Below are 13414 nucleotides of genomic sequence, written 5' to 3'. Positions count from 1 at the left end.
GGTTCAGGCCGCGTCCTTCGGTTCAGGGGAGAACACCAGCCGCAGCGTGGCGTAGGCGATGGGCAGTGCGCCCGCGAGCAGGAAGACCGTATCGGCCACGATGCGGATCCACTCCAGCGTGTGGAAGGTGCCGCCCATGAGGTAGGTCAGGCGCCGGGCGTGCCAGTAGCCGTTGGAGAGTACGTCCCAGAGCTGGATGACGCCGGCGGGGAACAGGTCCAGCAGCAGCATCAGGCCCAGGCCGATGTTGAGGCCCCAGAAGCCGATGCGGATGGCCTTCTCCGCCCGCTCCCAGGCCCGGTCGCCCTTGAGCTCCCGCAGGCAGAAGACCAGCACGGCCAGGGCGAGCATCCCGAAGACGCCGAACATGGCGGCGTGACCATGGTTGGCGGTGAGTGTCGTGCCGATCTCGAAGTAGGACACGATGGGCAGGTTGATGAGGAACCCGAAAACGCCGGCCCCCACGAAGTTCCACACGCCCACGGCGATGAGGAACTTGATGGCCCAGCGCTGCCGCGCCGCCAGAGGCCGGCCGCAGTCCTCGCAGTTCTTGTCCTGCAGGCGGATGAAGTCCCAGGCGTCCAGCGTCAGCAGCGTGAGCGGCACCACCTCCAGCGCCGAGAAACTGGCGGCCAGGCCCATGTTCAGGGTGCCCTGCCCCGTGAAGTACCAGTGGTGGCCGATGCCCATGATGCCGCCGGCCAGGTAGAGGATGGCGTCGAGGTACACGAGCCGCGTGGCGGACTTCGCCGTGACGAGGCCCAGCTGGTAGAACATCACGGCCACCAGCACCGTCGCGAAGAGCTCGAAGAAGCCCTCCACCCACAGGTGGATGATCCAGAAGCGCCAGTTGTCGATGACCGCGAAGTTGGTGCGGGGCCCGTAGAACAGGGCCGGCACGTAGAAGAGCGGGATGGCGATGGCCGCGTAGAAGAAGAGCGAGGGCAGCTCCCCCTGTTCACGGCCCTTCATGGCCGGGCGGAGGGCCCGGAACATGAGGAAGAGCCAGAAGATGAGCCCCACCGCCAGCAGCAGCTGCCAGAACCGGCCCAGGTCGAGGTATTCGCTCCCCTGGTGGCCCAGCCAGAACCACAGGCTGCCGAGGTACCCGTTGATGCCCGCGAACTCGCCGAACAGGCTGCCGAAGACCACGATGGCCAGGGCGCCGAGGAGCAGGAGGGCGCCAGCCCTCTGGCCCTTGGGTTCAGCCCCGCCCACGAGGGGCGCCAGGAAGAGGCCGCCACCCACCCAGGCCGTGGCGATCCAGAAGATGGCCAGCTGCAGATGCCAGGTCCGGGCCAGGTTGTAAGGCAGGATGCGGGCCAGGTCGAAGCCGTAGAAGCCACCGGGCTCGACGCGGTAGTGAGCCAGGGCCCCGCCCAGAGCAGCCTGGCCCAGGAACAGCAGGGCCACCACGGCGAAGAAGAGGCCCACCGCTTTCTGGCTGGGGGTGAGCGTCCACGCATGGAGCCGGCTTTCCTCCGCGTGCTTCCAGCCCGCATCGCCGCCCCAGCCCAGGTAGTCGAACTTCCCGAAGATGAAGAGGATGAGGCCCAGGCCACCCAGCAGCGTGATGAGGCTCATGGCGCTCCACAGGTAGGTCGACGCCGTGGGCGTGTTGCCCACCAGGGGCTCGTAGGGCCAGTTGTTGGTGTAGGAGTAGTCCTTTCCGGGGCGCGGAGCCACGGTGGCCCAGGTGGCCCAGGCGAAGTAGGTGGTCAGGTTTTTCAGCTCCCCCTCGTCCTGGATGAACTTGGCGGGCAGTCCCACCGCAGGCTGGTCGCCAGAGAAGTAGGTCTTCCACTCCGCCACCTGGGTGCGGTAGGCGGCCACCTCGGCTTCCGTGAACCGGAGGGTGTCGCTGCCCGGGTCGTAGCGGTTCTGCTTGATCTGCGCGGTCAACAGGGCGCCGATCTCCAGGGCCTGCCCCTCGCCCAGATCCTTGAAGGCCTTCCCATAGCGAGACTGGGCCAGGGTGTCGCGCCCGGTCTCCGCCAGGCGGTGCAGGTACTCGGCCGTGTAGTCGGGCCCCAGGTAAGCGCCATGGCCCCAGAGGGTGCCGTGCTCCATGAGGCCGTACTTCAGGAAGACCTCCTGGCCGTCCTTGATGTCCTCCCCCGTGAACAACACCTGGCCGGCCGGTCCCACGACCCGTGCGGGGATGGGTGGCGCGCCGGCGTAGGTCTTCGCCGTGACCCAGATCAGCAGGCTGAAGCCGAAGATCATCACGAGGATGACCGCCTGCCGCCAGCGGGGGGAAAGGGGCGTGGAATCCTGATGGGCACTGCTCATGACGCGCATCTCCTTGATGGATTCGGAAAAACCCATCAAACAGTGCGCCCGAACGCATCAATGCTCAAGGAACAATTCGGACCACGGCGTTTGAAACTCGGATGAGGCTCAAAAACCCCAGGGGAGATCAGAGCTCGCGCCCGAGCCCCGAGACATCTCCCGCGCTGAGCCGCCGGATGCCCTCCGCCGAGGCCACCTTCAGACGCCCATCGGGCTCCCAGCCCAGACAGGTGCCCTGCCCCCCCTCCCAATGGATGGGAGAACCCGCTTCCGGCCATCGGAAGAGAGGTTGAAGATCCTGCGCCAAATTCGTCCAATAACGAATGATACAGAAGGCGAGATCCGGCGTTGGCCCGGAGGACAGCTCAAGATCCACGAGGCTTGCCGGAAGGATGGCCCGATCCGGGATCGCCGGCGCCCAGGTGAGGTTCACGCCCAAGCCCAGGATGAGCCGGCCCCCGACCTGCTCGCCCAGGATGCCCCCCAGCTTCACCAGGCGGCCATCACGCCAGGCCACGAGGTCATTGGGCCACTTCAGCCCCAGCGCCCGCCCTTCAGGGTCCAGCACCCGGGCGGCGGCGATCATGGCGCGCTGGAGCACCAGGCCCGGGGCCACTCCCGAGGGCGAAGGCAGCGCCACCGACATCCAGAGCCCTGCCCCGGAGGCGCTTTCCCAGCGGTTGCCCTGGCGCCCCCGTCCCTCGGTCTGGCGGTCCGCCAGCACGGCGCAGAAGCCAAGCTGGGGATTCCGGCGCAGGAAGGCCTGGGTGGAGTCCACCTCGGCCAGCCGGATCAGCGGCAGGTCCACCCTATTTCCGCCCGCCCTGGTTCCGGAGCCAGAGGATGCGCAGACCGTCCAGGGTGAGGTCCGGCGCCTCCAGCCGGATGTGCCGGGTGTGGGGGCCGATCACCCTCGCCAGGCCGCCCGTGGACACCACCTTGGCCTCCGGGATGTCCGCCAGCAGACGCTCCAGGATGCCGTCCACCATGCCCACGTAGCCGTAGAAGATGCCGGACTGCATGGCCTGGACGGTGTTGCGGCCCACCAGGCGCTCGGGCTCGGCCACCTCCACCCGGGGCAGGCGGCTGGCCCGCTGGAAGAGGGCATCGGCGCTGATCTTCAGGCCGGGGCAGATGAGGCCTCCCAGATACTCGCGCTTCGCGTTCACCACATCGAAGGTGGTGGCCGTGCCGAAGTCCACCACGATGAGGGGGGCCCCGTAGGCCTCGATGCCCGCTACGGCGTTCACCAGCCGGTCGGCGCCCAGCTCCGCCGGGTTGTCGATGAGGACCTTCACGCCGGTCTTGACGCCGGGCTCGACGTAGAAGGCCTCCACGCCGAAGTAGATCGAAGCCAGGCTCATGAGGATGGGATGGAGGGGCGGCACCACGCAGGAGATGGCGACGTGCTTGATCTGGCCGGCCTCGATGCCCTGGTGGCGCATGAGGGCCAGGGCCGAGACGCCGTACTCGTCCACGGTGCGCTCGCGGCTGGTGGCCAGGCGCCAGGAACAGACGAGGGGCGAGTCCGGACCCTTTGACAGATCGTAGATCCCCAGCACCACGTTGGTGTTGCCCACATCGACGGCCAACAGAAGACTCATGCGCACTCCGAGCGTTCCAGGATCGCCTGACGGGGCCCGGCCCGCCACCCCCTTGTGATACCCATTCCGGCAGCCTCCGATACCCTGGGTTTTTCGCCTGGAGTCCCCCCATGCCCCGCACCATGATCGAGCCCTTCCGCATCAAGTCCGTGGAACCCATCCGCATGACCAGCCCCCAGGAGCGCCTGGAGATGCTGCAGACCGCCAAGCTGAACGTCTTCAAGCTGCGGGCCGAGGACGTGCTGCTGGACTGGCTGACGGATTCCGGCACGGGCGCCATGAGCTCGGCCCAGTGGGGCGCCATCATGGTGGGCGACGAGAGCTACGCCGGCGCCCGCAGCTTCTTCCGCCTGGAGGCCGTGCTCAAGGACATCACCGGCATGGCCCACTTCGTCCCCACCCACCAGGGCCGCGCCGCCGAGAAGGTGCTCTTCACCGCCGTGTGCAAGCAGGGCGACCTGGTCCCCAACAACTGCCACTTCGACACCACCCGCGCCAACCTGGAATACAACGGCGTCGAGGCCGTGGACCTTGTTATCCCCGAAGGGCTCCAGCCCAGCCTCATCCACCCCTTCAAGGGCAACATCGACCTGGTCCGCGTGGAGGAAGTGCTCAAGAAGGAAGGCCACCGGATCCCCTTCGGCATGATCACGGTGACCAACAACACCGGCGGCGGCCAGCCCGTCTCCATGGCCAACCTCCGGGCCTACGCCGCACTCCTGAAGAAGTACGGCAAGCCGCTCATCATGGACGTCTGCCGCTTCGCCGAGAACGCCATGTTCATCAAGCTCCGCGAGCCCGGCTACGAAAACACGCCCATCAAGGCCATCTGCCAGGAGATGTTCAGCTACGCCGACGGCTGCACCATGAGCGCGAAGAAGGACGGCATGGTGAACATCGGCGGCTTCATCATGCTGCGCAGCGATGAGTGGCTGGATCCCGTCCGCAACATGCTGATCCTCACCGAGGGCTTCCCCACCTACGGCGGCCTGGCCGGGCGCGACCTGGAGGCCCTCGCCGTGGGCCTGGAGGAGGGCATGCAGGAGGACTACCTGCGCTATCGCCTGCGCACCGCCGAGTACCTGGGCGAGAAGCTGGAGGCCGCGGGCGTGGGCTTCGTGAAACCCACCGGCGGCCACGCGGTCTACATCGACGCCAAGACCGTCCTGCCCGACATGCCCGTCTCGCAGTACCCGGCCTGGGCGCTCTGCAACGCCCTCTACCTGGAAGGCGGCATCCGCGGCGTGGAGATCGGCTCCGTCATGTTCGGCAAGCACCTGGATGACGGCTCGGAGACCTACCACAGCATGGAGCTGGTGCGCCTGGCCTTCCCCCGCCGCATGTACACCCAGAGCCACTTCGACTTCGCCGCCGAGGTCATCGCCGAGGTGAAAGCCAAGGCCCGGGAGATCCGCGGCGTGAAGATCGTCAAACAGAGCAAGTACCTGCGGCATTTCACCGCCGAGATGGCCTGGGCGTAGGGCTATGATGGGCGGAACCTCCCCAGGACCGCCCATGACCGCCACCCCGCTGGAAGCCCTCTTCGCCCGCCAGCAGGCGGCCCGCTGGCGGGTGGCGGCAACGTCCCCCGACCAGCGCCGGGCCAAGCTCCGGGCCCTCCTGGAGGCCCTCATGACCCACCGGGGCGAGGCCCAGGCAGCCCTGGCCGCGGACTTCCGGAAGTCCCCGGAGGAGGTTGACCTCACGGAGCTCTACCCGGTCATCTCAGAAATCAAAGAGGCCCTGCGGCACCTGCGCCGCTGGATGAAGCCGCGGCGGGTCCCCACCCCCATCGGCCTCTTCGGCAGCGCGGGCACCATCCGCCACGAGCCCAAGGGCGTGGCGCTCATCATCAGCCCCTGGAACTACCCCATCTACTTGACCCTCGGCCCCCTGGTCTCGGCCATCGCCGCCGGCGACTGCGCCATCCTCAAGCCCTCGGAGTTCACGCCGCACACCAACACATTCCTCCGGAAGCTGCTGGCGGGGCTCTTCCCGGAGGAGGAGGTGGCCCTGGTGGAAGGGGAGGCCGACACGGCCCAGGCCCTGCTGGCCCTGCCCTTCGATCATGTCTTCTTCACGGGCAGCCCCGCCGTGGGCAGGGCGGTCATGAAGGCCGCGGCCGAGCATCTGGCTTCGGTGACGCTGGAGCTGGGCGGCAAGTCGCCCGTGCTCGTGGACGCGGACGCCAACCTGCGCGAAGCCGCCCGCAAGATCGCCTGGGGCAAGGGCCTCAACGGCGGCCAGACCTGCGTGGCCCCCGACTACGTGCTGGTCCACGAGCGGGTCCACGAGGCGCTGGTGGCGGAACTGAAGCAGGCCTTCGAGGCTTTCTACGGCACGACTCCGGAAGCCCGGCGGACGAGCCCAGACCTGGCCCGGATCATCAATGACCGGCACTTCACCAGGATCCAGGCGCTCCTGCGCGGATCCGGCGGACAGCTCGCCTTCGGCGGGGACGTCGATGCGGCCTCCCGCTATATCAGCCCGACCGTGCTCACGGACCTGGACCCCGCCTCGCCGGTCATGCAGGAGGAGATCTTCGGCCCCCTTCTGCCGGTCCTGAAGGTGAGGGACATGGCCGAGGCCGTGGCCTTCGTGAACGCCCGTCCCAAACCCCTCGCCCTCTACGTCTTCAGCGGCAGCCGCCGGGTCGCCGGGGACCTCATCGCCCGGACCACCGCCGGCGGCAGCTGCATCAACGACACGGTCCTTCACTTCGCCCACACGGGCCTGCCCACGGGCGGCGTGAATACCTCCGGCTTCGGCAAGGCCCACGGCCGGCACGGCTTCGAGGCTTTCTCCAACGCCCGCGGCATCCTGCGCCAGCGGACCCGGTTCTCCGCCATCCAGCTCATGTACCCGCCCTACACCGGCTTCGTGCGGCGGATGATCGACCTGACGCTGCGCTACTTCTGAGCCCGTCCCACGAACTCGTCCATGCTCCGGTTCACGCCGAAGAAGCCCAGCACAGCATCGAAGAGGATGGGCGGCAGCACGCGCACCACGGGTACGGTCAGCACGAAGCGGGGCATGACGAGCCTTGAGCGGTTCCCTTCGATGGCCTTCAGGATGCGGCGGACCACGTAGTCCGGCTTGAGGATGGGCAGCAGCCAGGCGAAGCGGGTCTTCACCCCCTCGAACATGCCGGTGTCGATGAAGAAGGGGCAGACCACGGTGGTGCGCACGGGACTGCCCAGGCGCTTCAGCTCCATGCGCAGGGATTCGTCGAAGCCCAAGGCCGCGAACTTCGAGGCGGAGTAGTCCACCAGGCGCGAGGTGCCCGCAAGGCCTGCTGCGGAGGCCACGGTGACGATGTGCCCCTTCCCTGCGGCCAGCATGCCCGGCAGGAAGGCCCGCACCGTCCAGAAGCCCGCCAGGACGTTCACCTGGAAGGTGCGCTCGATGGCCTCGTCGCTGCATTCCAGCAGCGTCTTCCCCGAGACGATGCCGGCATTGTTGATCAGGATGTCCACGCCGCCCCGGGTGCCCTGCACCTCGTGGCAGGTGGCCTGGAGGGCCGCCCGGTCCGAGAGATCCACGACGAAGCCCTCGGCATCGCCCTTCTCTGCGCGGAGGGCCTCACAGACCTCGGCCAGGCCCTTGGCGTCCCGGTCCAGCAGGCTCACGCGGGCGCCGCGCCGGACCGCCTCCAGGGCCATGAGGCGGCCCAGGCCGCTGGCCGCACCGGTGATGAGGACGTGGGCGCCGCGGAAAGCCGTCATGGGGACCTCGGGGGTTCCCTGGATGCTATCACCCTCAGCGCTGGGCTTCCTCCAGCGCGGTCTGGGCGGCTTCCCAGTCGCTCATGGCGTAGGCCAGGTCCGCCTCAAGGGTCTTCTGGGCATCGAGCTTCGCGCTGAAGGCCTGCCAGTCGGCGGGATCCATGGCGGCCATCTCCCTCTGCAGGTCCGCCAGCTTCGCCTCCAGCGCCGCCACCTTGGCCTCGGCTTCGGCCACATGCTTCTCGAAGCGCTTCACGGCCCGCTGCTTGTCCTTGTCTATAGGGCGTGGCTTGGACGGTGTGCCATCAAGGCCCTGCGGCTTCGCCGCCGGGCTGGGCTTCGCCTGCGGCGAAGCCACTTTCCTGGAGGGCTCGGGTTCAGGGCTGCCCGATTCCGTCTCGGCGCTCAGGTCCAGGTCCACCCAGGCCTGATGGTCCTCGTAGCCGCCTTCGCGGAACTCGGCCCTGCCCTCGTGGATGCGCAGCAGGGAGTCCGCCACGCGGCCCAGCAGGTAGCGGTCATGGGTCACCACGATGGCCGCGCCCGTGAAGCTCAGGATGGTGTCCTCCATGGCCTCCATGCTGGGGATGTCCATGTGGTTGGTGGGCTCGTCCAGCAGCAGCAGGTTCACGCCATGGCGGATGAGGGTGGCGATGCTCAGGCGGGCCCGCTCGCCGCCGGAGAGCGCCGTGACGGGCTTGTCCACCTCGTCGCCGCGGAACTGGAACTTGGCCAGGAAGCCCAGCACGTCCTGCTTGAGGGCCTGCGGATTCACGGCGTGGATCTGCTGGAACACGGTATTCCGCGGATCCAGGTTCCTGTGGTGCTGGTCGAAGTAGCCCAGCTTCACCTGGCTGCCCAGCCGGGCCCGCCCGGTGATGAAGGGGATCTCCTCGGAGATGGCCTTCAGCAGGGTGGACTTCCCGGTGCCGTTGAGGCCCACGATGCCCATCTTCTGCCCGCGCTTGATCTGGAGCTGCTCCAGGGGCGCGTAGAGGGGTGTCCCGCCCCAGCCCACACTGGCGTTCTCCAGCACCAGGGCCACGTCCCCGCCGCGCTGCGTCTCGGGAAAGCTGAACTTCACTTTCCGGCGGTCCTTCAGCGGCTTCTGGATGCGGTCGAGCTTGGCGAGGTGGGTGCGGCGGCCACGGGCCTGCTTGGTGTTCTGGCCCGCGATGTTGCGACGGATGTACTCTTCCTGGTTCTTGATGTAGGCCTGCTGTTGCTCGTAGTGGCGCTCCAGCAGCTCCAGCTCCTGTTCCTTCTTCTCCATGAACTCGGAGTAGTTGCCGTCGTAGGCCCGCGAGCGGCCCAGCTCCAGCTCCAGGATCTCGGTGGCGATCTTGTCCAGGAAGTAGCGGTCGTGGCTGATGACGGCCACCGTGGCATCCGTGTCCTGGATGAAGGCCTCCAGCCAACGCAGGCTGGGCAGATCCAGGTGATTGGTGGGCTCGTCCAGCAGCAGCAGATCCTGCCCCTGGAGAATGGCCTTGGCCAACATCACGCGGCTCTTCTGGCCGCCGGAGAGCGTCTCCACGGGGCGCTCGAAATCGGCGGCGCTGAACCCGAGGGCCTGGAGGATGCTCTCGGCACGGGCCCGGATGGTGAACCCGTCGAGGTGCTCGAAGGTCTCCGTGACCTTCTGGTAGCGCTCCATCACCTCGTCGAGATCTGCGCCGGCCTCGCCCATGCGGTGCTCCAGCTCGCGCATCTCATGCTGCAGGCGCTCCACGTCGCCGAAGGCCGCCAGGGCCTCCTCCAGCACGCTGCCCTGCGTCTCCGGCACCAGGTCCTGGGCGTAGTGGCCCATGCGGATGCCGCGCTCCTTCGTGGGCTTCACCACCGTGCCGCTGTCGGCTTCCAGCTGGCCGAGCAGCAGCTTGAAGACGGTGCTCTTCCCCGCGCCGTTGCGGCCGATGACGCCCCAGCACTCGCCCTCCTGGATGGCCCAGGTCACGTCCTTCAGCACCTCCTGGGGGCCGAAGCGGAGATCGACATGGTTGAGGGAAGCGAGCATGGGGTTTCAGCTCTCGGCTATCGGCTGTCAGCTATCGGTGAGGTGCGACTGACAGCTGATAGCTGACGGCTGACAGCGCGAAGGCCACCTTCCGGTGGCCTTCGGTTTTGGTGGAGCCAATCGGGATCGAACCGACGACCTCTTGCATGCCATGCAAGCGCTCTCCCAGCTGAGCTATGGCCCCAATGGGGAAGACCCAGTATCACACTCCTTTGCGCCTTCCGCAAGCACAGATCACCGGGGCACCAGACGGAGCCGCTGGCCGACCTGGACCCGGTCGCCCTTCAGCCGGTTCCAGGTCTTGAGGTCCTTGGGATCCAGGTCGTACTTCCGGCCGATGGCGGCCAGAGTCTCCCCCCGCTGGACCACATGGATCCGCGGCGCGCCCGCTGTCCGCGGGGAGGAGCTGGAGGACGCGGAGCCGGGCAGCCGGACCAGATCCCCGGGATGCAGCTCCTTCACGGCGTCTGGATTGAGCCGCATCAGCAGGCCCAGGGGGACCTGGCGGGCGCGGGCGATCTTCGCGAGGGTATCGCCGGGCCTGGCGCGGTAGGTGGCTCCCTCCACCGCGGGCTCGGGCCTGGCAGCCGCCGTGGCAGGCGGGGTCACGCTGGCCGGGGAAGCCGGCCCGGTGGCCCCAGGTGGAACGGCAGGCGGAATCGCAGGGTTGGAGGCGACAACAGCCTCTGTCCCCGCGGCCGCGGGCGATGCTGTCCCACCCGGCCCCGGGTCTACGGGAACGACCGGCAGGGGCTCCAGGGGCCGGTCTCCGAGCAGCTTCACACGCTCGATCCTGGGAGCGAGGTCGCGGGCATCCAGAGCCAGGCTGGGCGCGGGCGGCACCAGCAGACGCTTCCCGGGCTTGAACTGCCGCGCCGTGATGTCGTTGGCGTCCAGCAGGTCATCCGGCGCCACCTTGAACCGCTTCGCGACCTTGGCGAGGGTGTCTCCCCGGCGCACGGTGTAGTGCTGGAAGTCCAGCCGCTTGCCGGCGGGCATCCGGGCGAGCTGGCGCATGCACTCCAGGGCCTTGCCCGGAGGCACGCGCAGGGTGTAGCTGCCCGGAGGCGTGGAGCCCCTCAGCAGCTCGGGATTCAGGGTCTTCAGCGAAGCTGTGTCCGTGCCGGCGCAGCGGGCCAGGACGGCGAGGCTGGTCATCGCAGGCACGGTCACCGTCTCGTAGACGTAGGGCGCCAGCGGCACGATCTTCAGACCGTAGCGCTCGGGGTTCCGCCCCACGAGGATCGCCGCGCAGAGCTCGGGCACGTAGTTCTTGGTCTCGGTGCGCAGCCAGCGGGACCGGGCCAGATCCCAGAAGTTCCGGGTGCCGAGGTTCTGGATGGCGCGCTCCAGCGTGAGGGGGCCGGCGTTGTAGCCGGAAGCCGCCAGGTACCAGTCGCCGGAGATCTCGTAGAGGCGCTTCAGATAGCGGGCCGCTGCCCGGGCCGACTTGACGGGGTCGCGCCGCTCCTCCACCCAGGCATTGCCGGTGAGCCCGTAGATGCGGCCGGTGGAGCGGATGAACTGCCACATGCCCACGGCCTTGGCGCGGCTCTTGGCCTCGTTGCGGAAGCCCGACTCGATGACCGCCAGGTAGGCCAGATCCGAAGGCACGCCCTCCTCGGCGAAGACCTGGCGGATCATGGGCATGTACACCGAGGCCCGGCCCAGGGCATTCTCCATGAAGCCGCGCTTGGTGGTCGTGAAGAGGCTCACCCAGGTGAGCACCTTGTCGTTCAGGTCGATGGGGAAATCGTAGGTGGCTCCGTACTCGGCCGCCCGGACCTTCTCCAGCTCGCTCCGCAGCTCCTCGCCGCTGAGCGAGAGCACCTCCTCGGCGGCCTTGAGGCCCGGCTCGGCTTCACCGGGAGCCGCCGGCACTTCCGCGGAGAGCTGCTCCTGGACGTCCTTCAGCCGCTGGAGCAGATCCTGCGCCACCCGGCTCCGGAGCAGCTCCGGCGACCAGTCGGCCGTGAGGACGTCCGCCTCGTCCGCCCGGGCCTCGGCCACCTCTTCCTCATCCGCCTCCAGCGCCTGCTCCGCGGCCTCCACAAGGGCGCGCAGGCGGGCGATACGGGCCGCGTCCGATTCAGCCGCACGGGCGGGGACGATCACGGCCTGGGGCTGGGGGGACGGCGGTGGTCCCAGGACCGGAGCCGTCCCCCAGAGCAGGGCTGTCAGAAGCGGCAGCGGCATGAGCCTAGTGGCTTTCCGCGCTCACCAGGGCCTCATAGGCGGCGGCGTCCAGAAGATCGCCGGCCAGAGCGCCAGTCAGCTTGATCTTGACCATCCAGCCCTTGCCGTAGGGATCCTCGTTCACGGCTTCCGGATGATCCGCCAGGGCCGCATTCACCTCGAGGACTTCGCCGGCCGAAGGCATGTTCAGCTCAGAGACGGTCTTCACCGATTCCACGGTGCCGAACTCCTCGCCCTGATCAAAGGCCGCGCCGGCCTCGGGCAGGTCCACGAACACCACGTCGCCCAGGGCATCCTGCGCGTAGTGGGTGATCCCCACCAGCGCCGTGCCATCGCCCGCGGGCTTCAGCCATTCGTGGTCCTTGGTGTACTTCAGGTCGGCAGGGAACATGGATCCTCCAGGTTGGGTCGTTTATTGACTGAGAGCTGATAGCCGAGAGCCGAGAGCTATTTCTGCCGCTTGTAGAACGGCGTGGGGATGATTTCCGCGTCCACGGCCCGGCCGCGGATCTCGATCTGGATACGCCCGCCGACCTTGGCCAGTTCGGTGGGGACGTACGCCAGGCCCAGGTTGATGCCGCAGGTGGGCGAGGGGGCTGCACTGGTGACGAAGCCGATCTGCCGGCCGTCCTGCACCACGGGCATGTGGTCGCGGGCGATGTCGCGCTTCTCCAGGGTCTTGAAGCCCACAAGCTTCCGCGGGGCGGGGGCGGCCTTCGCGGCCAGCAAGGCTCCGCGGCCGATGAAGTCGCCCTTGTCCAGCTTCACGATCCAGCCGAGACCCGCCTCCAGCGCATGGATGGTGTCGTCGATCTCGTGGCCGTAGAGGGCCATCTTGCACTCCAGGCGCAGGGTGTTCCGGCAGCCCAGGCCCGCGGGAATGAGCCCGGCGGGCATCCCGGCCGCCAGCACCGCATTCCAGAGCTTCTCGGTGTCGCCGGCGGCGCAGTAGAGCTCGAAGCCGTCCTCGCCGGTGTAGCCCGTGCGGCTGATGAGGCACTTGATCCCGGCCACCTCGCCATGGGTGAAGAAGTAGTAGCCGATGGGCTCCAGCGGGGTCTTCGTCAGAGGCTGGAGGATGCCCACCGAGAGCGGCCCCTGCAGGGCGATCTGGCCGGTGGCGGGACTCTCGTTCACCACCGTGCAGTCGTAGCCCTTGGCGTTCTGCTGCACCCAGGCGAAGTCCTTGTCGGAGTTGCCCGCGTTCACCACGAGCAGGAACTCCTCCTCCCCTTCGCGGTAGACCAGCAAGTCGTCCACGAAGGTGCCGTTCTCATAGAGGAAGGCCGTGTAGTGGACCTGGCCGATGGCCAGCTTGGAGACGGCGTTTGGGGTCAGGTGTTCCACCAGGGCCAGGGCGCCAGGGCCCTTCACGCGGATCTCGCCCATGTGGCTCACGTCGAAGAGGCCGGCCTTGGTGCGCACCGCCTCATGCTCCGCGAGGATCCCGGCCGGGTACTGCACCGGCATGTCCCATCCGCCGAAATCCACCATCTTGGCGTTCAGGGCCCGATGGGCGGCGTTCAGCGGGGTCTTCATCAGCTCGGTGGCGGAAGTGGACATGGGAATCTCCAGTGCGA

10 protein-coding genes and 1 tRNA gene are annotated in these 13414 nt (G+C 68.0%); 2 read left to right on the top strand and 9 right to left on the bottom strand.

The window, feature by feature from the left end:
- Positions 1 to 3 precede the first annotated feature (3 nt).
- From QSJ30_RS05100 to QSJ30_RS05090, 3 genes are all read right to left on the bottom strand, one after another.
- Complete coding sequence (locus QSJ30_RS05100; RefSeq protein ID WP_285607074.1) at positions 4 to 2292, bottom strand: nitric-oxide reductase large subunit; 2289 nt, start codon at positions 2290 to 2292, stop codon at positions 4 to 6.
- A gap of 127 nt (positions 2293 to 2419) precedes the next feature.
- A complete protein-coding gene (locus tag QSJ30_RS05095) occupies positions 2420 to 3100 on the bottom strand; it encodes a biotin--[acetyl-CoA-carboxylase] ligase (RefSeq protein ID WP_285607072.1) in 681 nt (226 codons plus the stop codon).
- 1 nt (position 3101) lies between these two features.
- Positions 3102 to 3896 (bottom strand): type III pantothenate kinase, encoded by a 795-nt coding sequence (locus QSJ30_RS05090; RefSeq protein ID WP_285607070.1) that lies wholly within the window; start codon positions 3894 to 3896, stop codon positions 3102 to 3104.
- A gap of 110 nt (positions 3897 to 4006) precedes the next feature.
- On the opposite strand from QSJ30_RS05090, the gene QSJ30_RS05085 reads away from it, so the two are divergent.
- A complete protein-coding gene (locus QSJ30_RS05085) occupies positions 4007 to 5377 on the top strand; it encodes a tryptophanase (protein WP_285607068.1) in 1371 nt (456 codons plus the stop codon).
- Between the two features lie 34 nt (positions 5378 to 5411).
- A complete protein-coding gene (locus tag QSJ30_RS05080; RefSeq protein WP_285607066.1) occupies positions 5412 to 6815 on the top strand; it encodes an aldehyde dehydrogenase family protein in 1404 nt (467 codons plus the stop codon).
- On the opposite strand, the gene QSJ30_RS05075 is transcribed toward QSJ30_RS05080, so the two are convergent.
- From QSJ30_RS05075 to gcvT, 6 genes are all read right to left on the bottom strand, one after another.
- Positions 6806 to 7621 (bottom strand): SDR family oxidoreductase, encoded by an 816-nt coding sequence (locus tag QSJ30_RS05075; RefSeq protein ID WP_285607063.1) that lies wholly within the window; start codon positions 7619 to 7621, stop codon positions 6806 to 6808. The two genes, QSJ30_RS05080 and QSJ30_RS05075, sit on opposite strands and share 10 nt — an antisense overlap.
- Positions 7622 to 7655: 34 nt before the next feature.
- Positions 7656 to 9638 (bottom strand): ABC-F family ATP-binding cassette domain-containing protein, encoded by a 1983-nt coding sequence (locus tag QSJ30_RS05070; protein ID WP_285607061.1) that lies wholly within the window; start codon positions 9636 to 9638, stop codon positions 7656 to 7658.
- A gap of 108 nt (positions 9639 to 9746) precedes the next feature.
- Positions 9747 to 9822: transfer RNA gene (locus tag QSJ30_RS05065), tRNA-Ala, on the bottom strand.
- Between the two features lie 50 nt (positions 9823 to 9872).
- Positions 9873 to 11834, bottom strand: a complete 1962-nt coding sequence (locus QSJ30_RS05060) for a LysM peptidoglycan-binding domain-containing protein (protein ID WP_285607059.1) — start codon at positions 11832 to 11834, stop codon at positions 9873 to 9875.
- A 4-nt stretch (positions 11835 to 11838) separates the two neighbouring features.
- Positions 11839 to 12225 carry a glycine cleavage system protein GcvH gene (gcvH, locus tag QSJ30_RS05055; protein WP_285607057.1) on the bottom strand — a complete coding sequence of 129 codons (387 nt, stop codon included), beginning with the start codon at positions 12223 to 12225 and terminating at the stop codon, positions 11839 to 11841.
- Positions 12226 to 12281: 56 nt separating this feature from the next.
- Positions 12282 to 13397 carry a glycine cleavage system aminomethyltransferase GcvT gene (gcvT, locus tag QSJ30_RS05050; RefSeq protein ID WP_285607055.1) on the bottom strand — a complete coding sequence of 372 codons (1116 nt, stop codon included), beginning with the start codon at positions 13395 to 13397 and terminating at the stop codon, positions 12282 to 12284.
- Positions 13398 to 13414 lie beyond the last annotated feature (17 nt).

Source organism: Geothrix edaphica, assembly GCF_030268045.1.
Taxonomy (GTDB): Bacteria; Acidobacteriota; Holophagae; order Holophagales; family Holophagaceae; genus Geothrix; species Geothrix edaphica.
Note: the sequence above shows the minus strand (reverse complement) of the source record. Positions and strands in the feature narration are given on the sequence as shown.

What these genes read in the sequence shown, in the direction of transcription:
- QSJ30_RS05100 (WP_285607074.1), bottom strand. Translation starts at nt 2,292, where the DNA reads ATGAGCAGTGCCCATCAGGATTCCACGCCCCTTTCCCCCCGCTGGCGG.
- QSJ30_RS05090 (WP_285607070.1), bottom strand. Translation starts at nt 3,896, where the DNA reads ATGAGTCTTCTGTTGGCCGTCGATGTGGGCAACACCAACGTGGTGCTG.
- QSJ30_RS05085 (WP_285607068.1), top strand. Translation starts at nt 4,007, where the DNA reads ATGCCCCGCACCATGATCGAGCCCTTCCGCATCAAGTCCGTGGAACCC.
- QSJ30_RS05080 (WP_285607066.1), top strand. Translation starts at nt 5,412, where the DNA reads ATGACCGCCACCCCGCTGGAAGCCCTCTTCGCCCGCCAGCAGGCGGCC.
- QSJ30_RS05075 (WP_285607063.1), bottom strand. Translation starts at nt 7,621, where the DNA reads ATGACGGCTTTCCGCGGCGCCCACGTCCTCATCACCGGTGCGGCCAGC.
- QSJ30_RS05070 (WP_285607061.1), bottom strand. Translation starts at nt 9,638, where the DNA reads ATGCTCGCTTCCCTCAACCATGTCGATCTCCGCTTCGGCCCCCAGGAG.
- QSJ30_RS05060 (WP_285607059.1), bottom strand. Translation starts at nt 11,834, where the DNA reads ATGCCGCTGCCGCTTCTGACAGCCCTGCTCTGGGGGACGGCTCCGGTC.
- gcvH (WP_285607057.1), bottom strand. Translation starts at nt 12,225, where the DNA reads ATGTTCCCTGCCGACCTGAAGTACACCAAGGACCACGAATGGCTGAAG.
- gcvT (WP_285607055.1), bottom strand. Translation starts at nt 13,397, where the DNA reads ATGTCCACTTCCGCCACCGAGCTGATGAAGACCCCGCTGAACGCCGCC.